General features: G+C 35.9%; 21 protein-coding genes and 1 pseudogene. 2 read left to right on the top strand and 20 right to left on the bottom strand.

Features of this window, described 5'->3' with window-relative positions:
* Positions 1–98 precede the first annotated feature (98 nt).
* From F0365_RS14315 to F0365_RS14250, 14 genes are all read right to left on the bottom strand, one after another.
* On the bottom strand, positions 99–329 hold the full coding sequence (locus F0365_RS14315) for a hypothetical protein (protein ID WP_169934319.1): 231 nt from the start codon (positions 327–329) through the stop codon (positions 99–101).
* Between the two features lie 281 nt (positions 330–610).
* Positions 611–1,036 carry a DNA-binding protein gene (locus tag F0365_RS14310; RefSeq protein ID WP_169934318.1) on the bottom strand — a complete coding sequence of 142 codons (426 nt, stop codon included), beginning with the start codon at positions 1,034–1,036 and terminating at the stop codon, positions 611–613.
* Between the two features lie 641 nt (positions 1,037–1,677).
* The gene (locus F0365_RS14305) at positions 1,678–2,514 is read right to left on the bottom strand and encodes a DUF6671 family protein (RefSeq protein WP_169934317.1); all 837 of its coding nucleotides are present in this window, start codon (positions 2,512–2,514) and stop codon (positions 1,678–1,680) included.
* A gap of 6 nt (positions 2,515–2,520) precedes the next feature.
* Positions 2,521–3,879: a dihydroorotase gene (locus F0365_RS14300; RefSeq protein ID WP_169934316.1), complete on the bottom strand. Its 1,359-nt coding sequence runs from the start codon at positions 3,877–3,879 to the stop codon at positions 2,521–2,523.
* 239 nt (positions 3,880–4,118) lie between these two features.
* The gene (locus F0365_RS14295; protein WP_169934315.1) at positions 4,119–6,065 is read right to left on the bottom strand and encodes an aconitate hydratase; all 1,947 of its coding nucleotides are present in this window, start codon (positions 6,063–6,065) and stop codon (positions 4,119–4,121) included.
* Between the two features lie 286 nt (positions 6,066–6,351).
* The gene (locus F0365_RS14290) at positions 6,352–6,708 is read right to left on the bottom strand and encodes a type II toxin-antitoxin system HigA family antitoxin (protein ID WP_169934872.1); all 357 of its coding nucleotides are present in this window, start codon (positions 6,706–6,708) and stop codon (positions 6,352–6,354) included.
* A 1-nt stretch (position 6,709) separates the two neighbouring features.
* Positions 6,710–6,853, bottom strand: a complete 144-nt coding sequence (locus F0365_RS16600) for a type II toxin-antitoxin system HigB family toxin (protein WP_240961694.1) — start codon at positions 6,851–6,853, stop codon at positions 6,710–6,712.
* A gap of 1,148 nt (positions 6,854–8,001) precedes the next feature.
* Positions 8,002–8,928 carry a mechanosensitive ion channel family protein gene (locus F0365_RS14280; protein WP_169934314.1) on the bottom strand — a complete coding sequence of 309 codons (927 nt, stop codon included), beginning with the start codon at positions 8,926–8,928 and terminating at the stop codon, positions 8,002–8,004.
* Between the two features lie 176 nt (positions 8,929–9,104).
* Positions 9,105–9,458, bottom strand: coding sequence for a hypothetical protein (locus F0365_RS14275; protein ID WP_169934313.1), 354 nt, complete (start codon positions 9,456–9,458; stop codon positions 9,105–9,107).
* Positions 9,459–9,889: 431 nt separating this feature from the next.
* Positions 9,890–10,042 (bottom strand): YqaE/Pmp3 family membrane protein, encoded by a 153-nt coding sequence (locus F0365_RS14270; RefSeq protein ID WP_169934312.1) that lies wholly within the window; start codon positions 10,040–10,042, stop codon positions 9,890–9,892.
* Between the two features lie 18 nt (positions 10,043–10,060).
* Positions 10,061–11,089, bottom strand: a complete 1,029-nt coding sequence (locus tag F0365_RS14265) for a hypothetical protein (protein WP_169934311.1) — start codon at positions 11,087–11,089, stop codon at positions 10,061–10,063.
* Between the two features lie 57 nt (positions 11,090–11,146).
* Positions 11,147–11,656 (bottom strand): PRC-barrel domain-containing protein, encoded by a 510-nt coding sequence (locus tag F0365_RS14260; RefSeq protein WP_169934310.1) that lies wholly within the window; start codon positions 11,654–11,656, stop codon positions 11,147–11,149.
* An 18-nt stretch (positions 11,657–11,674) separates the two neighbouring features.
* Positions 11,675–12,286: a phage tail tape measure protein gene (locus F0365_RS14255; protein ID WP_169934309.1), complete on the bottom strand. Its 612-nt coding sequence runs from the start codon at positions 12,284–12,286 to the stop codon at positions 11,675–11,677.
* Positions 12,287–12,311: 25 nt separating this feature from the next.
* On the bottom strand, positions 12,312–12,962 hold the full coding sequence (locus F0365_RS14250) for a DUF4136 domain-containing protein (protein ID WP_169934308.1): 651 nt from the start codon (positions 12,960–12,962) through the stop codon (positions 12,312–12,314).
* 1,286 nt (positions 12,963–14,248) lie between these two features.
* Between F0365_RS14250 and F0365_RS16595 the strand changes: the two genes are divergently transcribed.
* Positions 14,249–14,377 (top strand): transposase, encoded by a 129-nt coding sequence (locus F0365_RS16595; protein WP_240961692.1) that lies wholly within the window; start codon positions 14,249–14,251, stop codon positions 14,375–14,377.
* Between the two features lie 529 nt (positions 14,378–14,906).
* Here F0365_RS16595 and F0365_RS14240 read toward each other — a convergent pair.
* The 4 genes and pseudogenes from F0365_RS14240 to F0365_RS14225 all read right to left on the bottom strand — a co-directional run.
* Positions 14,907–15,266 (bottom strand): annotated as a pseudogene (locus tag F0365_RS14240) (cation transporter); the annotation flags it as partial.
* A gap of 1,021 nt (positions 15,267–16,287) precedes the next feature.
* Positions 16,288–17,184: an IS3 family transposase gene (locus tag F0365_RS14235; protein WP_169934729.1), complete on the bottom strand. Its 897-nt coding sequence runs from the start codon at positions 17,182–17,184 to the stop codon at positions 16,288–16,290.
* Positions 17,166–17,432, bottom strand: a complete 267-nt coding sequence (locus F0365_RS14230; protein ID WP_169932151.1) for a transposase — start codon at positions 17,430–17,432, stop codon at positions 17,166–17,168. Before F0365_RS14230 ends, F0365_RS14235 begins: the two co-directional genes overlap by 19 nt.
* Before the next feature lie 726 nt (positions 17,433–18,158).
* Entirely contained in the window at positions 18,159–20,066 is a 1,908-nt protein-coding gene (locus F0365_RS14225) for a hypothetical protein (RefSeq protein ID WP_169934307.1), read from the bottom strand.
* Positions 20,067–20,806: 740 nt separating this feature from the next.
* On the opposite strand from F0365_RS14225, the gene ltrA reads away from it, so the two are divergent.
* A complete protein-coding gene (gene ltrA, locus F0365_RS14220) occupies positions 20,807–21,868 on the top strand; it encodes a group II intron reverse transcriptase/maturase (protein ID WP_317169829.1) in 1,062 nt (353 codons plus the stop codon).
* Between the two features lie 364 nt (positions 21,869–22,232).
* Here ltrA and F0365_RS14215 read toward each other — a convergent pair whose 3' ends face one another.
* Both F0365_RS14215 and F0365_RS14210 read right to left on the bottom strand, forming a co-directional pair.
* A complete protein-coding gene (locus F0365_RS14215) occupies positions 22,233–22,601 on the bottom strand; it encodes a type II toxin-antitoxin system HigA family antitoxin (protein ID WP_169934306.1) in 369 nt (122 codons plus the stop codon).
* A gap of 10 nt (positions 22,602–22,611) precedes the next feature.
* Complete coding sequence (locus tag F0365_RS14210) at positions 22,612–22,908, bottom strand: type II toxin-antitoxin system HigB family toxin (protein WP_003436237.1); 297 nt, start codon at positions 22,906–22,908, stop codon at positions 22,612–22,614.
* Between the last annotated feature and the right edge of the window lie 674 nt (positions 22,909–23,582).

Here is a 23,582-nt window from a genome sequence, read left to right as displayed (position 1 = left end):
TAAAATTCGCAATTTTTTTAATGAGTAGGCTAGTAATAGTAATTATTTACACATATCTAGAGTTGTGTAATACGATATTCTTTTTATTTTGAATTGGTTCAACGTTGTTTACAAGCAAAAGATTCAAATAAAAAGTTGATCCCTATCATGATCAGAATTAAAGATAAGGTTCCAGCTGCAATCCATTGCCATTCTTCCGCTTGGCTGTGTTTTAAAAAACCGCTTTCTACTAAAGCAGATAGTCCAACACCCAATAGAGCAGTTCCTATACCTCCAAACCACCAATAGCGTTTTTGCAACTGTTCTTTCGTGTAACTATTCTTTTTCATTGTTGATTTCTAAGTAAATTCGTTTTATAAGTCCGAAGGTATTTTAAAAATATTCCCCGTCGTTTTTGCTCTTATCAATGCAGCGTCCTACTTCAAATTCACCAAGTCATTAAGCTGTTTTTCATACGCGTCTTAAGTTGGACTACTTTTAAACTTAGAAAACATCTAACAGGCTCAAAGAACTATTTTTATGAATCTATGAGCACAGATTCATAGTGGTAGGAAAGGAATAAAGAAAAGAGTTGTTTAAAGTCCGATTATTATGTGCAGGGCACACCTATTTAGTTTTTATCTAGCAATTCTATTCTGTCTGCTGTAATAGCTATTAGCTTTTGCTTATACAGATTTCCTAGCGCTTTCTTATAGGATTTTTTACTCATATTTAAGTGAAAACGTATCGCGTCTGGCGAGCTTTTATCGGTCACTAAAATATATCCTTCCGGACTTTCTTTCAACTTTTCTAAAACTTTATCTACGTTAGTATCAATCACATTTAGAAAGCCTTGTGGTCTAAGGGAGACATCTATTTTACCATCTTCCCTTATGTTTTTTATATATCCAATGACTTCCGTGTCCTCCTCTAAATCAGTAAACACTTCATTTTTATAAAGCAATCCTTCCCACTCTTCCTCTATTAAAACAATATATCCCAAGGGTGTTTCTCTTTCAATAATTAAGTGTACTTGATCTCCTATTTGTAAATCCATTACTGTATTTATTTATCTTTTTTAACGTATTTTTATAAGAATAGCAGGGTGGTAAATACCCATCTAATATTTAATTTAACACAAGTCGAACTTTTAAATTTGACGACTTTGCAAAAATACTTTTAGCATTGGGTTAAGCAACTCATTGCTCTATTATTTTTAATTAAGTTGTTGCCAGTAGTATTTTATGGCATAAATATATCAATTATCTTCTTAATAAGTACCGAATTGATGTTGATGTCTTCCTTTGGTTGAATTGACTTTCCTTTTGTCTTTGATCAGTTAGCTTTCGCGAAAGCGAAACGAGAGGAAAACAGGAACTCAAATAAAGGCTAATAGGAGTGATGCTGTAGGCTATTTGCGAGTACGCGTTGATCAATGAGGTTCTTATTTATAACGCACTTCCAGAAGTAGTTGAGCCACTTATAAGTTCGAGGTGATATTTTAAATTTCAAATAATACCTTTGAGATATGATATGTGAAATGGAGTTTGGAAGAGTCAAATACTTGATTATAAGAGCCTAGAATACTAGTTTCTCAAATTAAAGAAGAAAAGTGTTGTTTTTTACCTCGGTTCATTGTTAACGACTGGCTTTATTTCTTTCATTTGATGGTATTCTATTTAATCTCTATCAAAATAATTACGGATTACAGAAATCGCAATACATTGGTTCTTCAGATGTTTTTTTATGCGGATACATTTCTTCTTTTTCGAAAGGACATTTTTGACAGCTATAAATAAAACTTAACGCAGAATTGGTAGGTGAACCACACCAACTACATTCTAATCCTTTTTTTACATCTGTAACTCCAAAACCTGGAATATTGCATTGAGGACAACAAGAGTTTACTTTATCTACCAATTTTTTGGCCGCATTTTTAATTACAGTCATTCTACTTGGGTTGTACATTGCTCTCATATCGGTTTCTGCGTAAACAGTATTGAATTTTTCAAGCATTAAATGAAATGATTTTTTTAAGTCTTCCAAATTTGTAATGCCTTTGATTATATAGCTATTGTCTGTTTTTGATTTACGAAGTATCAGTCCGTGAGAAGGGAATTTTACTGCGTCAGCAAAGTCCAAAAGTTCTTGTTCATTCTTAATGTCACTTCCATTAAAATTTGTTTCTGTACTTAGTTCTCTGACTATAATCTCTAATTTGTTTTTCTTATCAATAAATATTAAAAACTCATCGTCTGCACTTACAAAAAATATGGAAGGATGCGGGCCAAAAGAACCTTCACTTGCTATTCCTAAATCACAGTTACTTCCTTCCATTGCCATCAAACATTTTTGTCTTGCAGCAGCAATAGGGTCAAGTTCTCTTTCAATTTCTCCTGTAAAAGTGCCAAGAGTATCTGTATCGAAACCTTCTTGTATGAAGCATACTACACCTAATCCCTTCTCCAATAGCGGTGCAATCACTTTTTCCTTTTCGTGTTTTGTCGCTATTACTAAGCCTCTACCTTTGAACATAACGGATTAGTGTGTTACATTTTCTGTGGTAAAATCTATTGCCATACCTTTTTTATCTTCATTCCAAAGACCATTATCATAGACTAAATTTCCGTTTACGAATGTTTGTTTGATTTCCGTTTGAAATATGGTTCCTTCCAATGGCGACCAACCACATTTATAAAGCAGATTATCTTTAGCTACTGTCCACTTGCTATTCAAGTCCACCAAGGTTAAGTCTGCATAATATCCTTCTCGGATAAATCCTCTGTTTGTCATTTTATAGAGAATAGCAGGATTATGACACATTTTCTCAACTATTTTTTCCAATGAAATGAGACCTTTTTTATAAAATTCTAACATACAATTAAGGGAATGCTGAACCATTGGTGCTCCTGACATTGATTGAAAGTAAGATTGTTCCTTTTCCTCTAAAGTATGAGGTGCATGGTCGGTGGTTATAATATCTATTCTGTCATCAAGTAACGCCTTTAATAAGCCTTCTTTGTCTTGCTTCGTTTTTATGGCTGGGTTCCATTTAATTAGCACTCCTAAGCGTTCATAGTCTTTGTCTGTGAACCAAAGGTGATGTACCGAAACTTCCGTAGTTATTTTTTTATCTTTCAGTAGAATATCATTTCGAAATAAGTGCGTTTCTGCCTCAGTTGTTAAGTGTAAAATATGTAATCGAGCGTTATGTTTTTTAGCTATTTCAATGGCACGTTTTGTAGCTTCATAACAGCCTACACTACTTCTAATAATGGGATGAAACTTTGCGGGAATATCATCGCCATATTTTTCTCTAAAAGCCTGTTCATTTGCTTCAACGATCTCTTCTTTTTCTGAATGAATGGCGATAATGGATGTGCAGTTAGCAAATAGTTTTTCCATTTTTTCTGGACTATCAGCCAGTAGATTCCCCTTTTTGGTAAAGTACAATCCGTCATCTGAAACACCAATAAATTGGCTCGTGTCCATTTTTATAACCTCATCAATATTATCCCCATTTACACCAAGAAAAAATGAATAGTTGGCTAAAGATTTTTTTGAAGCTATTTCATACTTTTCCTTCAGACTTTTAACGGTCAAAATATTCGGAACCGTATTTGGCATATCAATGAAGGAAGTCACTCCTCCAGCTATGGCCGCTTTACTTTCGGTATACAAATCTCCTTTGTGCGTAAGTCCGGGGTCTCTAAAATGGACTTGGCCATCAATGATTCCTGGGAACAAATGTTTACCTGTACCGTCAATTACTTTGTAGTTTGGTTCAATTTTAATCCTTCCAATTTTTTGAATAAATCCGTCCGACAACAGCACGTCTTTGATTGATGATATTCCCTCATTCACAATGGTTGTATTCCTAATTAAAATTCTTTCGTTCATTGTTCATTTTCTATAATATTCGAGATGATAAAACCTTTGTTTCTAGAATGGGTTAAATAAGTAAAATAAATGAGCATTAAAAATCTCAAAGATTCAAATACTTGATTCTAAGAGCCTAGAAAACTGTTGTCTTAAATTAAAGAATAAAAGTGTTTTTTTAACCTCAGTTCTATGATTTATAATGGGTTGGATACTGCTTTGTTATTAATTCATAACCTCAAAAACGACAAAATTCCAAATCATCTTTGCTTTATATAATTAATAACACCTCCTTTTAAAATGATTTCAACTTGTCTGTTACTAATGTTGAATGCGAGCTGAATTTTCGTTCCTTTTCCAACTACAGTCGCTGTTATTGAATCATTATTTTTGATGGTCTCTCTAATGTTTTCTAATCGTAAAACATCCCCTTGTTCCAGTTTGTCCCAATCATCTGTGTTTTTAAACTCAAAAGGAACAATACCAAAATTGATTAGGTTTTGCCAACCAATACGTGCATAGGATTTAGCGATAGCGAACTTTTGCCCTAGATACTTGGGAGCCAAAGCAGCATGTTCTCTGCTGGAGCCTTGGGCATAATTTTCACCCGCTATAACACAAAAGCCTTTGTAGTTTTTTTGATTTTCAATGGCACGATCATAAAAGCTTTGGTCAATGGCATAATAAGCAAACTTGCTTATCTCCGGAATATTTGAACGTAAAGGCAGCACATCGGCCCCTGCTTTCAATATTCCATCAGTTGAAATATTGTCATCCATTTTCAACAAAACGGGAATTTCCATTTCATCAGGAAGCTCTTCAAAATCAGGAAGTGTTTTAATATTCGGCCCCTTCAATAATTCAGTAGATCCCCCATTAGGAGCAATTAGCATATTATTGTTTATCTTAATATGGGTAGGTTCTTCCCATTTAGGATAGGATATATTCTTGAGTTTTTTGAGTTCTCTTGGATCAGTAATTTCTCCCATTAGTGCAGCAGCAGCAGCCGTTTCTGGACTACATAGATAGACCTGATCTTCGAGTGTTCCTGAACGTCCCGGGAAATTACGAGGCATTGTTCGGAGACTAATCGTATTGGTAGCAGGTGCCTGTCCCATACCTATACATCCCATACAACCGGATTGATGAAGTCTTGCACCCGCAGCAACCAGTGGCCCCAGAGCTTTCATTTCCATTAAGTTTTCCAAGACCTGACGAGAAGACGGGTTAACATCAAATGAAACATGGGGAGACAACACATTTCCTTTTAGAATTTGAGATACCATCCAAAAATCACGCAGTCCGGGATTGGCAGAAGAGCCAACAACGACTTGGGCTACTTTTAAACCGCTCACCTCTCTTACCGGAACAACGTTTCCTGGGCTGCTGGGAAGTGCAATTAAAGGTTCTAACTCAGATAAATTTATCTCTTCGTAGTGGTCATAGGATGCTCCTTCATCAGCTTCTAGTTTAACCCAGTCCTCTTCTCTTCCTTCTCTTCGTAGGAATTCACGGGTGATTTCATCAGAAGGAAATACAGAAGAAGTAGCGCCCAACTCGGTACCCATATTTGTTATAACATGACGATCCCAAGCACTTAAGCATTTCAAGCCCTCACCATAATATTCTAAGATATATCCTCGCCCTCCAGTCACATCATACCTTCGAAGCATTTCTAAAACAATATCCTTAGCACTTATCCAGTCAGGTAGTTTTCCAATGAGCTTGATGCCCATAATTTTTGGCATTTTAATATAATATGGCTCACCTGCCGAAGCCAGTGCTACATCTAAGCCACCTGTGCCCATAGCAAGCATTCCAATGCCACCGCCAGCAGGAGTATGGCTGTCCGACCCCAATAGGGTTTGACCCGGTTTGCCAAAACGTTCCATATGTACAACATGACTAATTCCGTTTCCAGACTTACTAAACCAAAATCCAAAGCGAGCAGCGGCTGACTGAAGAAAAATATGATCATCCATGTTCTTATAATCCGTTTGAAGCAGATTGTGATCCACATACTGAACTGCTATCTCTGCTTTACTCTTTTTTAATTTAAACGCTTCCAATTCCAGCATTACTAAAGTGCCAGTGGCATCTTGTAACAATACTTGATCGATTTTTAATGCGATTTCGTGTCCGGGATTCATCTTACCTGAAATAAGATGAGCACTGATCAATTTTTGACTAAGGTTTTGAGTTTTCATAATGGAATATTTTATTTTTTAGCCTGTCCAACAACGTCTCTGTATATGGTTCTTGGCGTGAAAATTGTAAAATTCTTTTCGGATAAGCACAAGCCATCCGTCGCGGTGGATTTTTTATGACCTGCCTGCCGGCAGGTCTTTTTCTCCAATAAGCCATACTTCGATAAATTCAGCACGAGCTTTAAAAATTTGGCAACTTCGTAAATGTATCTTTATCATTGAGTTAAGCGACTATTGCCCTATTATATTTATACGTTTTTGCCCAAAGTGCTTCCCGTAATGTTGATCAATAATCTTGTATCCATACTTCTGTTGGAATGTGTAATTTGGCGTTCAATTTTCTAATCATATCCAAAGTAAGTTTGCGTCTTTTGTTCATTATTTTGCTTACTCGACTTTTGAAACCAATCATTTCTACTAAATCTTTTTGTTTCAATCCCATTTGTTCCATTCTAAAGTTAATGGCTGAAATTGGGTCTGGCATTGCAATTGGAAAGTTCTCGTTTTCGTAGTTGTCAATTACGATTGCAAGTATTTCCAATTTGTCACCTGCATCAGTTCCTTTTTTGGCATCAAAGATTATTTCTAAACGCTCAAGTGCTTTTTGGTAATCCGCCTCGTTTCTAATCGGTTTTATATTCATCCTAAATTTCGTTAGCGTTAATTTTTTCATATTCGGCATGTGTTCCGATAAATCGTACACAAGCAAGTTGGTACTCAAAATTAAATTTTACAATCAGTCGGCAATCATGGCCTTTAATAGTAACTACAATACGATTGTCTTTCAAAATACTCGCGTAGGGATATCCCGATTGGAGCTCGTTGATTGATGACCAATTTGATTTTTAAGCTTCACCATACCGCGTTTTCAATTGAAGTTTGCAGTTAGCCTGCTATTCTCAAAAATATCGCAATGTTCGTCTCTAAAATATTTTCAAGCCAAGTTATTTATTTTAAATATATTTAAAAAGTTACCAAAATGATAGCTAATATATTTCTTTAGCATTATGGGCAATTTGTTGGTGTACGATAGTTGGGTAGTGAATCATTAAAGTTAGTAAATAAAAACTGAATAGAAAATTCCAGTGAAATTTTCTTAAGTAGGCAAGAACCAAGTAATTCATTCTACATGGTGTTACCACAGATTTTATTCTATTTATCTGATAGCCAGTGTAAAGTGTTTAAAACAAATTGTGGACGATCCTATTCTTTGAGATTCATTTCGACAGCTTGTATTGAACCATCATCTTCATTAAAAATCATAGCTGTAAAACCATTAGAATCTCCCAAAGCCACGACTTTTCCTTTTCCGATTTCCCCAGCTCAACCTTGGGAATTTCCTTTACCAATTGGTCCAACTCCTGTACTGTGTATAATAGTATCAGAGGTTTCTGATAGTTCTAACAAGTTTGTGTATTCTTTTCCAGTTCTTGCACATTTACCAAAAGTCATAAGTTCGGTTATTTTTTATTTCCTGATTTCTCCCATTTAAAATTGGGTGTTCATTTTTTAACCCTTCATTTTGATTTGAAAATTCAATTCATTCAGTATTTCCTATTTCTTTATTATAATTTATACTATCTATAGTTCTGCCAATACTGGATTCAATTCCAAATCGCTTTTGATGGTGTCGTTCGGATTTTTTTCATTTTGGTTAATAGTTTTTCGAAGACCAAATGGCACCGTTTTCTAAGAACAAAAAATGGTTGTCAATAAGATTATGAAAAGGCCAAAAGTTTGTCTTATAAACTATCGCTAAGGTTCTGGCGGTAGGATATCTGGAGGACCTCAGTGCTAATTTGCTATCAAGACACAAAGAACTTTGATGTGACAACAGTATTTTGTATAACGACTTAATCAACAATGTTTTATGACCGCTTGTTAAGGGCTGGGTATTCAATTTAAATTCAATTGTAATAAATTATGGTTATTGTCTTCATTCATCCAATTCTTTACTATTAATGTCTAACTTTAAAGGATTAATTTTCTCTCCCCAATAAACAGACGTATGTGGGAATGGTATTTCTATATTATTCTCATCGAAAGCATACTTTAAGCGTTCTCTGTATTCCCGACCTACTGCCCATTGTTCACTAGGTTTAGTTTTTAATCGAGCTTTAATAACAAGTGCACTATCTGCAAACTCATCTACGCCAAATATCTCAATTGGTTCAAGAATTTTGTCCTTAAATTTCGAATCATTTTGTATTTTATCACTTACTTTTTTCATTAAATCCATCACTACCTGTGGGTCTTCTTTATAGGCAACACCAATATCAAATACCATTGCCGACCAGTCTTTGGTCATATTTGACATGACATTAATTTTACCATTTTGAATAATATGAACCACTCCTGATAAATCGCGAAGAGTAATAGTTCTAAACTCTACCTTTTCAACGAATCCCCACGTTCCATCTATCATCGCAATGTCACCAGTACGAATCTGATTCTCTAGAATAATGAAAAATCCGGATATGTAATCCCTTACCATTTCTTGTGCTCCAAAGCCAACAGCCACTCCAACAATGCCCGCACCTGCCAATATTGGAGCAATATTTATACTGATTTTTTGAAGCACAATCATGATCAAAATCAGCCAGAGGATAACTTTTATTGCACCATGCAGAATAGACGTTAGGGTATTAATTCTTTTTCCTGCTTCATCTGTATCTGTCCTATCATTTTTCTTAGCATTATTTAAAAGTTTTTTGTTTAATTTTTTCACAGAAAAGCCTACAATTTTATAGGCTAAAAAAAACAGCACTAATGCAATTAACAAGCCAGGTAGTTGGCTAATAAGCCAGTTTTGGCTGGTTTTGAAAAGGTCTGTCCACAAAGAGGATTCAAAAATCTGATTCATAATTATTTCTTTCTTTTTTATTATTAGTTCATTCACTTAGACTTGCCTGTAATGGTTAGTATATGAAAAGTAGGCGATTTAGAAACACTAAACTTTCGGATAAGCACAAAGTTTAACACGAGCCAAAAGCCTTAATTTCAAACCTATTGCTCCTGTTTTTTTATACATTTTAAGTTTCATTCCTTTAAATTTAGATATGAAATAGAAAGAACAAAAGGGAGAATTAAGTTTACTATATAGGGTGAAGCCTGGGCTTTTTTTTCTGTTTTACCTGTTTGTTTGTCCGAAACCTCTATTCCAGTATAGTCTGCCATAGGCTTAAACTTTAAAAAATGAACACTTCCAAATTTCCCTTTTCCTTTAAAATCCTCTTGGATACCATTCCCGGTTTCAAGTGTCGGAAAGAGATATTTTTGGATGACATCCATTTCTTCTGATACCTTTATTGGGTCTTTAACAGTCGTATTTTCTTGCCTGAATGAGAAAAGTACAAATGCAATAGCCAACAATAATATTTGAATGATTTTCATAGTTCTCGTATTATTTTTTAATTTTCAATTTTGCGTCCCCTTGTATTTATTTCAAACTTTTTGTGAATATCTCTTGTGTTTTTATTCATTTTTAAATGAAGTCACGACTTTTTTTAGTTTGTGGTTAACGGCCAACTGTAATAAAAGTAGGGCAGAGGTATGCACATACTTTTCGGTTGAGTTCAAGCCAAAATTTTAAAATTTGTCTATATAAAAAAAGCGATTAGTTCCAATTTAGAAACTAATCGCCCTATTTTTCTGATGTATAGTTAACCATTGGCTTTCTGTATACTGCTTGATTTTCCGAGGTTTTTACGTCCGTCCTGAAGTGAGTTAGTGGCATTGTTTTACAGGATTTTTTACCCAGATTCTAATCTTATCCAGGCAGTTCAAAAATGCTTGATGCTGTCTTAAACAATTCAAAATTCAAATCAATCATTTACTATAAATGCGTGTATCACACCAGGTATCCAGCCAATAATAGTCAGAATTAGACTAATTAAAAATGCTGAGCCTAAACCGTGTTTCAAAAAAACGGCTAACGGCGGCAAAAGTATGTTGAGTATAATAGTAAGGAGCGACATATTATTATCTTTTAAAGATTAATCAAATTTTTCTTCTCTTCTTTCTTCTGATACCGTTAGCAAAGGCGAACCAGTTGCCCCACCAAAAAATGCTGCTAAAGCACCCAAAAAGAATATTATGAATGCAGCTATACTCGCGGTGGCAACAGCTTCGGCAGCTTTATCGCTATATTTAATAGCTTTTTGCTTTGCTTTTGCATAATACATTTCTGCTTTGTCCACAGCTATTTCAATATTTTTGTTCCATTTATTGATTAGTCCGTTGATTTCGGCTTCATCAAGTTCCGTGTTCTCAGCCAAATAGTTCTTTAACTCTTCTTTATCAAAAAAATCTACTTCGCCATCAACGTTAATTTGCAAATCTCCGTTATCATCTATATCAAAAGAGAGGTTGTTTAAAAATTCATCAATGTTTTCGTCGAGGTTTAAATCATTAAAGGCTTGCTCTACATCTTTTTCAGCTTCATTAACTGGCTGCCGCGCATTTTCGGAGGCATCATCTGGAAGTATATTGTATTTTTCTGCTTTGTTGATTAATTGAAATGCTTCTTTTTTAATGTTTTCATAAGAAAGTGTGGTATTATCCTCCCCCTTTTCTTCTGCCTTGTCCAGTATCACTTTAACCCTATCATTTTGCGAACCACCAAACACGCTAGATACTGCGCTCGACAGCCCATTGACCATTGTGCCAACGGCAGTTGTAATTAGGTAAAAGGATACCAATGCAAATAACGCCCACGATAAAAATCCGTGCAGGCCTCCGTCCGATTTAGAGGGATACCCAGACATGCGCCCAGCTACCATACCTCCCACAAAAAGGGCGGCAAGATTTGAAAGTCCTAACCAAATGAGTGCACCCGTTCCTAGCCCGCTTAATGGGTCATTTTCAGTCATAGGGTCTATTGTAGAGAAACCAATTCCCAGACCTAGTAAATTGAGCATCGAAACAACTGCCAAAGCAGTCAAAGTTCCAGCGAGTATAGCTGCCCAAGAAATTCTTGAAACTTTGGCAGTCATATTTCCGAAATTTGTGTCTTGTTTTTTCATATTGTTTGAAGTATTACTTAGGAATTTAATTACTATAAACTACAGTTTTACTTTTGGTCAAGTTAGCGGTTTATATTCTTTGCGATTATAAAACTCATTCTCTGAATCACTTTCTTCATCAAAGTTATTATAAGGGGAATAATGCGTCAAAATCGTTAGCTCATAAGACCTTTCTAAATCAACTCCATTTTTAAATCTTTTTGTCTTTGCAAAAGTTGAATAATCTATTTGTTTAGAATGTACTTTATTATTTTCCTCATCAAGTGTCACCATGCCAATTGGTATAATCAGATGGTTTTCCCCTTCCTCATTCAAAAATTCATGCACACCCTTTTTTGCAGGAGCTGCATAAGTTTCGTGACCGGTTTCAATTAGAGAGGTATCAACTTCCACATCAAGATAAACAACTCGATCTGCCTCTTTGCTAACCAACAGTCCATCCACTTTGCCTATGGTTCTATTGTCTGCATCTATTACTTCCCAATCTCTCACATCAGGATAACTATCAGCTACTTTATAATCTGATATCTCGTGTAAATAATACAGGTTTTTATTTTTGTCTTTCATGATTGTGAATTTGAATGATTAATTCATTTTATTAAGCAGGTCTGCGGCTTTTCTAAAAAAAGATTTAACAGCATCCCGTTGTTCGAGTGTTAATGTTTCAGGCTTAATTGCCGAAGTGGCACTTTTTACATCAGCAGCTTCAGTGCTCAAACCGGGATATTTTGCCTGCTGTATATTCTGTAAGGAAGTGCTTAGCACATCAGCAGCGCTCCTTATTTTATTAGCATGGGTAGTCACAAATGGGGCTTTTGTTATTTCATCTGTAAGCTGTTTTGCCTTGGCTATATCGGCTTCCACATCATAGCCAGATTCCGTAGCCATAGCATCTACAGCATTAGTTAGCTTTGTAAATGCCTCACTGGTAAATACATGGTCGAGACCCATTGTAAGGGTGTCAGCATCAATGAACCTCACATAGGCGGCAACTGTCTTGTTATTCTCATGTATATCTATCAGCACTGTTTCATCTGCTGTTGTTATCAGCACTGTTTCATCTGCTGTTGTTACAGGCTCAGTGTTATTGTTGCGACTAAAGAAGAACCAAGCAGCACAGGCAGCAACAAGCAAAACAAGTGCTAATAAAATCCAAGGCCATACAGCCTTTTTCTTTTCTATTTTAATTTCTGACATGATGAAAATTTTATTTGTTTGTAAATTATTTTTTAATTGGTTGAACCGGATATTGCTCCAAAATATTAACTATCGCAGGATGGATTTCCTCTTTAAGATATCTGGGATTATAAATATCGTTTTCGGCTGTTCCCGTCCAAACCATCTCGTTTGAAACCCTGTCAATCACGTTAATGGTGATGGCGCTTTGCGTATACTTCCTAGCCTTAGTGTTATAGCTTTGATTATAGGAATAATGCGTGCTGTAATTATAATTGTTATAGCGATTGTAGTTGGCATCGTTATAGTACATATTATCGTTATAACGTTTATTGTAAGGGTAATTGTTATATGTGTTATTAGAATAATTGTAAGGATTGTTGATCTGAACTTCTTCTGTTTTCTTTTCACTTTTTAATACGAGCTCCAATAAAACATCCGGCTTCAGAGTATCAACCGTATATCCTCTGTCCTTAAAATAAAGATCAATATAATTTTTAGTATTGTTCTCAACAACATCATTATAATAGGGTGTTGACGCTTGCGGCTTCTGTGAATCTAACCATGCGTACGTTTTATATTTAGTAAAATCAACACTCTTGTCATAGTTGGAAGTTGTGTTATTGTACATAGCGCAACCTGATAATGCGATGAATGCTATTAGACTAAGTTTTGAGAAAATTATTTTTGATTTCATTTTTTTTTGTTTCTAAGTTTTGTAATTAAATTTTAAAATCGATATTTCAAAGGTAAAAGCCTTGTTTAACAATATGTTACACAGTTTTAGGAATAAGTTACACAATTCACAAATTGATGTTGACTAGGAATTGTCCCCGAATCGGGAAGGTGTGTGGGGGCAATAGCAAATGTGGTGGCTTGTGTGGTAGGGTCGCACCGCTTTTACAGAAGGAATAGCCAAACGGCTTTGCCGAAGTTTTTGTCTGCTGTCAATTAACTGCAAACCTGTCCAAGAAGTGGGGAACTTTCTACCCGTTTTTTTTGCTAGTTTGAAGTGTCAAGTTACGGAGTCAGTATTTATGGAGAACTGTCTTTTTTAGGGTTGCCACTAAAAGTTTAGTCTATGTAATCATCTCAGCCCGCAGGGTGCCATGATTACATAGACATCTTAAGTTTGATTACTTTAAATTTAGATATAAAGTAGAAAGAACAAAACAGAGAATTAAGCTTAGTATATAGGGTGAGGTCTAGACTTCGACAACATTGATAATCCTTTCTCTTTTACTACAAAAACCAAGTTCTTTCGATAGTTATCGGGACTGTGAGACTTTAGATCTCGCTTTTAAGCGACGCACTGGGCCTGTCGAAGTGTAGTTGTGATATCAGTAGCTGGTTCTTTCATGAATCAGTTCTTATTAATAAATATAAAGAAACTTATGGAGTGGAGATCAATATTTTTTTTGATGTACATGGCAGTAAAACAGATCATCATCAGTATAAAAATGAGGAGTCTGGCTTCTAGAAGTTTTTAAAGGATCTGCCTGAGGATACATTGGTAGCTATGGAAGCCACTGGTTATTATCATTACAGACTGGCAAAGTTTCTATTTAAAAGTGGCGTAGTTGTTTCTTGGGTGTTCGCTTTCGCGAAAGCGAAACGAGAACAAGACATTAGTTAAGCTAAAGTTTTATAAGAGTCATGCTAAGGCTATTTGCGAGTATACTTTGATCAATGAGGCCCCAATTTACAGCGCGCTCACCGACGTTCCAAGTAACTGTTCACAGCTGTCTAGGTTATTAGACGTTTACGTAAAGCAGCGCACTGCTATAAAGAATAAGATGCATGGACAAGAGACTTTAGGGATCCCTTCCAACTTCGTCTATCGCTCTTTGAAACGCCACAAGAAATGCTTAAATAAAGAGGTTAAATCTATGGAAGAAAAGCTATTATCACTGGTAAAGGAAGATCAATAGCAACAGCAACAGCTTACTAAAGTCTGTTCCAGGTATAGGGTCAAAAAAGGCCTTGTTTTTAATAGTAATTACAGATGAATTTTCAAAATTTGAAAATTCATCACAGTTGTGTAGCTACGCAGGGATCACTCCGACGAAACGGGAGTCTTGTAGTAGTGGCAGAGAGGTAATAAGTAAGTAGGCAATAGAAAACTGAAAAATCTTTTGTTTTATGCTCTTTAAATACTAGTAAACACAATAAGGCATGCAAAAAGATCTTCGAGTGTATTGTTAACCTTGCATCCGACGAGCGAGGTAAAAAGTGAGAGGAATGCGCAACAAGAAACTGGCCTTAATCGCTGTAGCAACAAGCTACTCAAACAATGTTTTGCTACAGCAAAATCCAGTAGGACATATAATGAAAGTTAGGTTTCTGTGTTGCCTAAATAAATAGCGGAAAATCCATTAAAAAAGCTCAGAGAATCAGTTTTATGAACCCATGAGCCTAGAAGATTAGTGTCTCAAATTAATGAAGAAAAAGGTTGCTTATCGCCTCAGTTCTGTGTTGGCAAATCGTATTTTTATTCAAATGTTATATTATGAAAATCTACGTTTTCAGCCATAAAAGATAATTCATTTTCTCCTTTTCCGATTCCTTCACAAATTTCAGATGTTGTTTTAGCCGCCATTCTGGTTTTTCCTTTACTGTCTTTATATGCTACTTTTAAATTCTTTTTGTCGGTTACTGTGTAACCTGTTGAGTTAATTGCTTTCTCAATTTCCGTTTCATTGGTTTTAGTTCTGTCAAATTCAATGATTGCATTTTCATTTTCGTATAAAGCAATTGAGTGCACAATTCCGTTGAGTTTATGTACTTCATGATTAACGTGCTCTTCGCAATTCGCGCAGGTCATTTCGCTGATTTTAAATTCCGTTATTTTAATATCGGATTTATCAACTACGATTATTTGCTTTTCTGTGTTAGGGTAAAAAATTCCTGAATAGTATGGGAAAGCCATCATTACAATTGCAAATACAGTTACAATACCTAAAAATTTTGGTTTTTCATCTGTTTCACATTCACAATCAATAGTATCATAGGTAAATGAGACTCTTATATAAATTTTATCAGCTCCCTTATTAGTATTAAAAATTGACCGATGCTGGATTCATTGCTGTGTGACTGATTCTCCTTAAACATAGAGACGTAGGCTTTTTTCACATGTCCGAACGGGTGAAAAGGACATGCGCCCTTACAACTACCTCAGCAACCTGACTACCCGTGATCTTCGTTTCACCAGACATCGGTACAACTTTTATTAAATTAGGTTATTTAAAACGATAAAACTAAAGTTCAAATTTTTTCAGCAATTTTGCTTCTCTAATTATGAAATTTAATTTCTAATTATTTTGTTCAATTCTTAATAATTTTAAGACACAAAAATTTTATTATAAGTAACATACATATTTAATAAACTTTAACATAACACAAAATGAGACTGCTGTTTCTTTAGTACCTCAATTAGTCATAAAATAAAGATCAAGAATATTATACAAGGGTAATAGCATGGAGTTTTTCTTTACTTAAAGGTTTGTGCAGAAAATGATTCACGAACGGGTATTCATTAATTTTTAGTCAACCTATTTCAGGAAAGTGCAGTTTATTTACTTGTTGTCAACGTTTTATGTGTATGAGCCGTTGCGTGTCTCGCACACGAACCATTAAAAGTACAAAACTGCGCTGGAAAATTCCCAAGAATTTTCCAGAGTAGTACAGACCCAGCAATGGCTTATACAGGTTGCGTGTGCCCAGCATGGGCATCTCTTTAACTACAATAATGTAGTTAATTAATCTAGAGGGTACAAGACATCAGAAAGGGAGCCCTTTATCCCTTTCTTCGTGGATGCGCTGGGGTAACCCTTCGACAAATGCTCAGGGGAGCCCGCCTTGAAGCATTAGTAAGCTGCAAGGTTGTCAACCGAGAGGATAGGACTGAAGGAAGCAGGACTACAAAGCTCGGTTCTGACCCTTCGGCTGCGCTCAGGGTCAACCCAGCAGAAACCGTATACGAGGCATAATTGCACGGGTAAGCAACTGTAGGCTTCCCCTTTTTAGGACACCCTAAAGTTCGATAAATAATTATTATTTAGGTCAGATTTGATGAAGAATTTAAATTCTTCATCAAATCTGGGCATATATTCCTTAGGGGATTTGTTTCCTAGTGATTTATGCGGATGGTTAAAATTATAGTCTTCTCTCCAGTTATCGCTAATCTTTTGTAATTGATATGTGTCATTGAAGTAATAAGCGTCTAGTATATCTTCTCTAAAAAAACGATTAAAACGTTCTATATATCCATTTTGCATTGGTTTTCCAGGTTGTGTATATTTAATTTCTATAAAGTTCTTTTTACACCAATTCATAAAGGTTTTAGATATAAATTCTGGCCCATTATCACACCTTACATACTTAGGTGTTCCTATTTCCTCTTTCAAGCATTCAAGCGTTTCTACAACAGCTCTTGCTGGATATGATAATCCCGCTTGAATAGCTAAGGCTTCTCGATTACAGTCGTCTATAACATTAAATACTCTAAGCTTTCTGCCATCAGTAAGAGCATCACTCATAAAATCCATACTCCAGCACTCATTGAGTACAGCAGGCACTTCTAAAGGTTGTTTCACACGTTTAACCAAACGTTTTTTATGCTTGCGTCTCAAACTAAGTTTCATCTCGCGATAAACACGTAATACACGTTTCCTGTTCCATTTTAAGCCTTCACGACGGATTTTGTGGTAATACTCATCAAAACCTCTAGTGGGATAAGATTCTGCAAGTTCTGTGAGCTTATCAATCACTTCACTGTCATCTTTCTTGCTCTGATAGCACCACATTGACCTACTTAAACCTACAACCTTACAGGCACGTAAAATAGATACGGTGAACTCTTTAACAAGGTATTTGACACGAACTCGCTTGTCGGAAGGCTTTAGAACTTTTTTGACAATATATCTTTTAGCATTTTATTGTCTAAACTAACATCCGCATACATCTGTTTGAGCTTGTTATTCTCTGTTTCAAGTTCTTTTAGACGCTTAAGCTCTTGCTGTTCCATACCACCGTATTTCTTACGCCAGTAATAAAAGGTGCTCTTGTCGATACCCAATTCTCTTGATATATCGCCTACGGTTCTACCTTGTTGATTTTCCTTGAGGGCCTTGATAATTTGACTCTCGTTAAATTTGCTGTTTCTCATTGTGACAGTTTGAATTTAAAGTTAGTAAATTCGAATTTATAACTGTCCTATTTTTAGGGAAGCCTACACAACCACAGTTCTGCTGAGCCTTTGTCGAAGTACCATTGCAACGCCCAAAGAGTACCAAAAGTGCATCTAAGTAGATACGGCAGCAGTGGAGTGAAAGAAGATGCCATTACCTGGAGGACGCAGCGTTAAAAAATGATTTGGTAAATCATTTTAGCGAACGGGCCAGCAGGCGCAGAGGGATAAACACGAGTTGGTATAATGGAGAAGTCAGCAGAAGTCATAGTACTTAAGGGAAACGAGGTAGGAAAAACCTACAGGTCTCACAATTGAGGAAGGACGGAACGTAATTCTCTTCAAAATTCGCATAGGAGCACAAGTTGTAGCTTATGCTTAAATTAGGGGATAGTATCAAGGGTGAAAAGAGCTTTGGTGTGATGAATTACGAACCGCCGTATACGAGACCCGTATGTACGGTGGTGTGAGAGGCGTACTGGCAGTTATTTCACTGTCAGCCGTCTACTCGATTGGCAACTGCTTTTTATTCATATGCAAATGAAACGGGTTCATTATGTTCCTTTTTCAAATGATTATTTACTTCCAAGTAATTCATCCATTCTTTAGCCCTTGAACGTGGATTACAGGCGTACATTCCGTCTGAACTACAAAGTTTATCTGGAAAATCTAATGCTGTATTAAAAGTAATTTCAAGAACCTTTATTATAGCTTTACACCATTATCTTTTGTACTTCCTCCGCCACCAACAAATGCTGTTTTAATATCATATTTAAGAATGTCATAAATTTTATCAAAATCAAGATTTTCGTTAGTATTAGTTATTTCGATTCCACGATTTTTTAAATAATGCTTATGAAAATCTAGTTCGCTGAATTTACCATAATTAACTAGGAATTCTTTTCGAACTTCAGATTGCTTAAAATCTCCAATAAATGAAAATCCAAAATCTCTATCCAAAAACGAATATTTAGTAAAATCTTTAAGAGGAAGTTTCTCAACGGTTTCTAATGCTTTTTCTATTTGAGAATACTTGATTCTTGATAGTAGAGATAAGACTTCATCTTCAAATACTTCTAAACTGTCAGACAGTTTTTTTATTTTTTTAAAGGATTTGTCAAAATCATCAACTCTATCAAATGTATTTCCATTCCAAGTTTTCTTTTCCTTTGCTTTGAATTCAATTGTCTTTTTAGCAATTGCTAATGCTTTTTCAATTTGACCTTGCACTTTTGAATTTGTCGAACTTAAATTTTGAATAGAAGCTTCAGTTTCTTGAGATGAATCAAGAAATTTGATTAAATAATTGTTACAAAACCCAATTATCCCAAGGTCATCAAATAACCTAGATTTAAGAAAATAGGTTTCAAGATGTTTAGAGTTAGTTATTAATTCGTTCCAGTTTTTTGAGTAGAATTTATCCAAAACTCTTCCAGCCGAGTAAGTCAATGACCAAGATTTTTGATAAATCAAAGACCAGTATTCAAACGCTGTAATATTGTCCAATGTCAATGAGTTGATAAGTTGGTCTTCTAATTCTCTGCGTTCGCTAAAGGTTAGCTGTGTTTTTAGAAGTTCAATTTGGTTTTTAAGCGTATCATTTCCCTCAAAGTCAATATTATTATCTTTACTGTAATTCGTTAATTGAACCAATTGTTTTAAGAATCTAAAAGAGAATTGAGGTAGAACATAATTTTCTGAAATATCCGCTTTCCTGTATTGGTCTGATAGTTCGATGACTCTTTGTGGCTCTAATTTTGTTAAACTTATGTACGAATTTTGTGCTATCGTATCATTTTCACTAGACAGCATTTCAAAAAGTATTTTTTCTTTATCTATTTCTTTAAGATTTAATTTATCGTTACTAAATGCGTTAATTGATTCATCCCATCTATATTGTTTATAATTGTTTGCAAAAAAAGTAACTAAATTAATTTTTGACTGTTCATAAAAGTCTTTATCTAAATGATAGCTCAATTCTCCACTCTCGTTTGGGACAGCAATTTGAGATTTCGTTAATAATTGAATTAAATTAATTACATCTTCATTGTCGTAATATTCGTCAAATCTATATCTGTTTTTTAGCAGAACTGAAGCTATTTTTAATAAGGCTAAAGGATTTCCTGAATTTACTAAACTATCGATTCCATTTTTTCTTACCCAATCAAGATTTAATAATTCATTACGCTTAACTTTCAAATTATTCCATTTGAAGTCTGTTATTTCGATAATTTCAAAGTCTGTTTTTCTTTTGTCAAATGGTGTTATTAAAAAAGCATTTGCAAGATTAGAAAAGGTTATATTATTTCTGTTGTTTTTTAGAAAATTTTTAAAATCAGAACTTGTTGTTGTCGAGTCTATAATTATCTCTGAATCAAGAAATAATGAATTTTCCCGAACAAGTCTTTTGGCTAAATTTGATTCATTGCTTTTAAGAATGTGATATCCTAAATATTCATTTAATTCAGTTTTACTGTCAAAATATTCAGCTACTTCATTTAGTGCATTAAAATCTCCCTTTCGTAATTGATAATCCAAAAATTCAAATCGCTCATTTTGTGCAAATATATTCGCAGAAATAAATATTAATATTATCAGTAAGTTTCTTTTCAATCTCGATGTTTTTTAAAGTTGTTGCCAACGTTTGGTATAAGCGCAGTAGCGGGATTTATGCACTTACTTTTCAGTTTATAACTAACCTTTAATTTATAAAATTACTTTTGGTTTTTGCACTTACCCGCTATTGTGTTTATACTCGTGTGTGTGCCCAGTATGGGCATCTTTTTTAACCACAGGAATGTAGTTAATTAATCTAGAGGGTGCAAGACATCAGAAAGGGAACCCTTTATCCCTTTCTTCGTGGATGCGCTAGAGTAACGTCTGGAAGCATTAGTAAGTCGCAAGGGTGGTAATCGTGAGGTTACATCTGAAGAAAGCGAGACTACAAAACTCGGTACTGACCCTTCGGCTGCGCTCAGGGTCAACCCAGCAGAAACCGTATACGAGGCATAATTGCACGGGTAAGCAACCACAGTTCTGCTGAGCCTTTGTCGAAGTACCATTGCAACGCCCAAAGAGTACCAAAAGTGCATTTATGTAGATACGGCAGCAATGGAGTGAAAGAAGATGCCATTACCTGAAGGACGCAGCGTCAAAAAATGATTTGGTAAATCATTTTAGCGAACGGGCCAGCAGGCGCAGAAGGATAAACACGAGTTGGTATAATGGAGAAGTCAGCAGAGTCATAGTAGTCAACTACCTGATAGGTTGGCGAAGCACAGAACGATAATGGTCTTTAATAAACTTGGGAGTGGTTTTACGTTACGGATAGTCTTCCAGTAAAACAATAGCCTTTGATTAAGCGAGACAGCAAGTCAGATTTAGTAGTAATGATTAAACAGTTAACAAGTAAAAAGAATCTAAACGATGCCTACCAGCGGGTGTATCGCAACAAGGGGTCAGCAGGGATAGATGGAGTTCACATAACTGAACTTAAATCCATACTGCAGACTCAGGGTAAACGATATATCCAGCAGATAGAAGCAGAGACGTATCAGGTGTCTGCGATACTGGGCGTTGAGATCCCCAAAAGCAACGCCAGGAAACGATTACTCGGCATTCCCACAGTTGTGGACAGGGTCTTTCAACAAGCACTACACCAAGTACTGCAACCCGTATTCGAGCCAGACTTTCAACAGCATAGTTATGGATTCAGACCAAAGCGCAGTGCCCATCAGGCAATCGCACTGAGCCTTGAAAATATCAATTCAGGTTATAGGGATATAATAGACATGGATTTAAAGAGTTTCTTTGATGAAGTGGAACACTATAACCTCTTGGAATTGATCTACAGAAAGGTGAAGTGCAGACCAACGATAAGGCTACTGCGTTCATTTCTCAAAGCTCTGATACTAATCAACGGTAAATTACACAAATGGAAAAAGGGTGCGCCACAAGGCTCGCCCTTAAGTCCATTGCTCTCCAATATCCTGCTCAATGAGTTGGATAAAGAATTAGAGAAACGAGGACACCGATATGTAAGATATGCCGACGATTTCAGTATCTATGTTAAGAGTAAAAAGTCAGCAAAACGTGTAGGTAACAGTATCTACAAGTTTCTGAAAGACAAACTCCAACTGCCGATAAACAGGGAGAAAAGTGGCATACGTAAACCTTTAAGTTTCCAAGTACTCGGGTTTGGTTTTGTGCCGACCTATAAGAAAGGAGAAAAAGGTAGATATCAACTAGTGGTAAAACCGTCCAAATGGAAGGAATTCAAAGCAAAGCTTAAATACCTTACCAAAAAGACAATACCCGCAAGTTTTGAAAAACGTATCGACCGTATCAATCTGTTGATACGTGGTTGGATAAATTACTTTAGACCGGATCCATTCAAGCTAAACTTAAAAAGTTAGAAGAGTGGCTAAGAAACCGATTACGGTATTGCATCTGGCATCATTGGAAGAAACTAGAACGGAAACGGAAAAATCTGATTCGTTTAGGAATTGACCAAGAACATGCCTATGCATGGAGTCGTACACGAATGGGAGAATGGGCGGTTGCCCAAAGTCCTATCCTACGTACCACTATTACCATCAAACGGTTGAAGAGGAAGGGTTATGTTAGTTTAACTGAATACTATAAACGATAAGTTTCATTATCGAACCGCCGTACCTGCCTGCCGGCAGGCAGGTACGAGACCCGTATGTACGGTGGTGTGAGGGGTGCACTCCGTCATTTGATGGCGGAGCCATCCACTCGATTGCCCTTTGTTATTTTTCAATTCGCCAGTTTATAGTTGTTCACAAGCACAGAAGCAGATATTTGTAAGATTTGCTCCAATTCCCTAATCATATCAACAGTCAATCTTTTCTTACGGTTTAAGACTTCTGATACTCGACTTTTCCCGCCGATAATTCCAACTAAATCTTTTTGTCGCATATTCAATTCTTCCATTCGGATTTTTATCGCTTCGATTGGGTCAGGTGCTTCAATTGGATAATGTTCGTTTTCATAATTCTCGATAACCAATGAAAGAATTTCCGCTTCGTCGCCTTCCTTTGTGTCCATTGGCGCATCGAAAATCACTTCCAAACGTTCGAGAGCATTCCGGTAATCTTTGTCAGATTTAATTGGCTTTACATTCATAATATTATTTTTAAATCGTGTCTGCATTTATTTTGTCATATTCAGCGTGTGTGCCGATAAAACGAATAAACGCCCATTGCTTTTCATAATTGAACTTTACAATCAGTCTGTAAGAATTTCCTTTAATATTGAAAACTACTCGACTATCTTTTAGAATGCTTGCGTTGATGTAAGTTTGTTTTACATCATTTGGTGAAAACCATTTGGCACTTTTAGCTGTATCATACCAAGTTTTCAAATACTGTTCGGAATCAGCGTGTATTTCCCAATATTCCCGAAGTGTACTTTTTGCAATTATTCGTTTCATCAATTCAATTATAGCACAAATATATGATTAGTTCTCAAATGTTGAACTACTGATGAATGTTTTTTTAATAAATGGTAACGGTCTCGGCTATGAGTAGTTGCGTGGTTTAGCAATAAACTTCGCAAGTACACACCAAGATGGGAATTCCGCAGGAATTTCCAAACTAAGCGAGAACCAGCAATTACATATAGCCATTGTGTGTGCCCAGTATGGGCATCTTTACCTTACTGTAAAGTAAGTTATTAATTTATAGGGTGCAAGACATCAGAAAGGGAACCCTTTATCCCTTTCTTCGTGGATGCGCTGGAGTAACGTCTGGAAGCATTAGTAAGTCGCAAGGCTGGTAAGCGTGAGGTTACATCTGAAGAAAGCGAGACTACAAAACTCGGTACTGACCCTTCGGCTACGCTCAGGATAAACCAAGCAGAAACCGTATACAGAGGCCTATTTACTTGGGTAAGCAAGCACATCATTGTAACGCCCAAAGAGTACCAAAAGTGCATCTATGTAGATACGGCAGGAATTGAGTGAAAGAAGATGCCATTACCTGGAGGACGGAGTGTCAAAAAATGATTTGGTAAATCATTTTAGCGAACGGGCCAGCAGGCGCAGGGGATAACCACGAGTTGGTATAATGGAGAAGTCAGCAGAAGTCATAGTACTTAAGGGAAACG

It is taken from the genome of Nonlabens sp. Ci31 (assembly GCF_012974865.1).
Classification (GTDB): Bacteria; Bacteroidota; Bacteroidia; order Flavobacteriales; family Flavobacteriaceae; genus Nonlabens.
Note: the sequence above shows the minus strand (reverse complement) of the source record. Positions and strands in the feature narration are given on the sequence as shown.

Coding starts and splice junctions, on each gene's coding strand:
- F0365_RS14315 (WP_169934319.1), bottom strand. CDS start 329: ATGAAAAAGAATAGTTACACGAAAGAACAGTTGCAAAAACGCTATTGG.
- F0365_RS14310 (WP_169934318.1), bottom strand. CDS start 1,036: ATGGATTTACAAATAGGAGATCAAGTACACTTAATTATTGAAAGAGAA.
- F0365_RS14305 (WP_169934317.1), bottom strand. CDS start 2,514: ATGTTCAAAGGTAGAGGCTTAGTAATAGCGACAAAACACGAAAAGGAA.
- F0365_RS14300 (WP_169934316.1), bottom strand. CDS start 3,879: ATGAACGAAAGAATTTTAATTAGGAATACAACCATTGTGAATGAGGGA.
- F0365_RS14295 (WP_169934315.1), bottom strand. CDS start 6,065: ATGAAAACTCAAAACCTTAGTCAAAAATTGATCAGTGCTCATCTTATT.
- F0365_RS14290 (WP_169934872.1), bottom strand. CDS start 6,708: ATGAATATAAAACCGATTAGAAACGAGGCGGATTACCAAAAAGCACTT.
- F0365_RS14280 (WP_169934314.1), bottom strand. CDS start 8,928: ATGAATCAGATTTTTGAATCCTCTTTGTGGACAGACCTTTTCAAAACC.
- F0365_RS14275 (WP_169934313.1), bottom strand. CDS start 9,458: ATGAAAATCATTCAAATATTATTGTTGGCTATTGCATTTGTACTTTTC.
- F0365_RS14270 (WP_169934312.1), bottom strand. CDS start 10,042: ATGTCGCTCCTTACTATTATACTCAACATACTTTTGCCGCCGTTAGCC.
- F0365_RS14265 (WP_169934311.1), bottom strand. CDS start 11,089: ATGAAAAAACAAGACACAAATTTCGGAAATATGACTGCCAAAGTTTCA.
- F0365_RS14260 (WP_169934310.1), bottom strand. CDS start 11,656: ATGAAAGACAAAAATAAAAACCTGTATTATTTACACGAGATATCAGAT.
- F0365_RS14255 (WP_169934309.1), bottom strand. CDS start 12,286: ATGTCAGAAATTAAAATAGAAAAGAAAAAGGCTGTATGGCCTTGGATT.
- F0365_RS14250 (WP_169934308.1), bottom strand. CDS start 12,962: ATGAAATCAAAAATAATTTTCTCAAAACTTAGTCTAATAGCATTCATC.
- F0365_RS14230 (WP_169932151.1), bottom strand. CDS start 17,432: ATGAGAAACAGCAAATTTAACGAGAGTCAAATTATCAAGGCCCTCAAG.
- F0365_RS14215 (WP_169934306.1), bottom strand. CDS start 22,601: ATGAATGTAAAGCCAATTAAATCTGACAAAGATTACCGGAATGCTCTC.
- F0365_RS14210 (WP_003436237.1), bottom strand. CDS start 22,908: ATGAAACGAATAATTGCAAAAAGTACACTTCGGGAATATTGGGAAATA.